At 52.4% G+C, this 952-nt stretch carries 1 rRNA gene; it reads right to left on the reverse strand.

The features are described 5' to 3' along the window. Positions 1 to 952, reverse strand: a 23S ribosomal RNA gene (locus tag HMPREF0673_RS13725); the annotation flags it as partial.

Consider the following 952-nt stretch of genomic DNA (forward strand, 5'->3'; position numbering starts at 1 on the left):
GATTGCTTAGCGGATTTTCTCGGGAGTATGATTACCTTCGCTATCAAGTTCCTCCGAAGAGGACCCTGTACTTTCAAGTTCGACTCTCAAGGCGGATTTGCCTACCCTGATCAACGTCTACACTCTTCAACGAACCATTCCGTCGGTTCGCGGAAGTGTCACTGCTCCGTCTCCGCATCGCTCCTAAAGGTAGTCACGGAATGTTGACCGTGTCTGCCATCGCCCTCGCCGTTCGGCTGAGACTTAGGACCCGACTGACCCCGGGATGATTGACATTGCCCGGGAAACCTTAGTCTTGCGGCGGGAGGGAATCTTACCCTCCTTATCGTTACTTATACCTACATTTGCTTTTCCATATCCTCCAGGATTGGTTACCCGCACCATTCGACGGATATGGAATGCTCCCCTACCGATACTTTTATTATTGCTATCCCGCGCCTTCGGTATCTGTCTTATACCCGATTATTATCCATGCAGGGACTCTCGACCAGTGAGCTGTTACGCACTCTTTGAATGAATGGCTGCTTCCAAGCCAACATCCTGGCTGTCACTGAGACCCCACTTCGTTAGACTAACTTAGACAGAATTCCGGGACCTTAGACGGCGGTCTGGATTCTTCTCCTCTCGGGAACGGACCTTAGCACCCGTCCCCTTACTGCCGGACTGCGGAGCGTGAGCATTCGGAGTTCGTCAGGACTCGATAGGCGGTGAAGCCCTCTTGTCCTATCGGTCGCTCTACCTCTCACGCTGATCGTCCGACGCGGCACCTAAATGCCTTTCGGGGAGTACGAGCTATCTCCAAGTTTGATTGGCCTTTCACTCCTACACTCATCTCATCCAGAAGCTTTTCAACGCTTATTGGTTCGGTCCTCCATCCCGTGTTACCGGGACTTCAACCTGGACAAGTGTAGATCACTTGGTTTCGCGTCTACCCCCACAGACTAAACGGCCT

Source organism: Leyella stercorea DSM 18206 (genome assembly GCF_000235885.1).
GTDB lineage: Bacteria > Bacteroidota > Bacteroidia > Bacteroidales > Bacteroidaceae > Prevotella > Prevotella stercorea.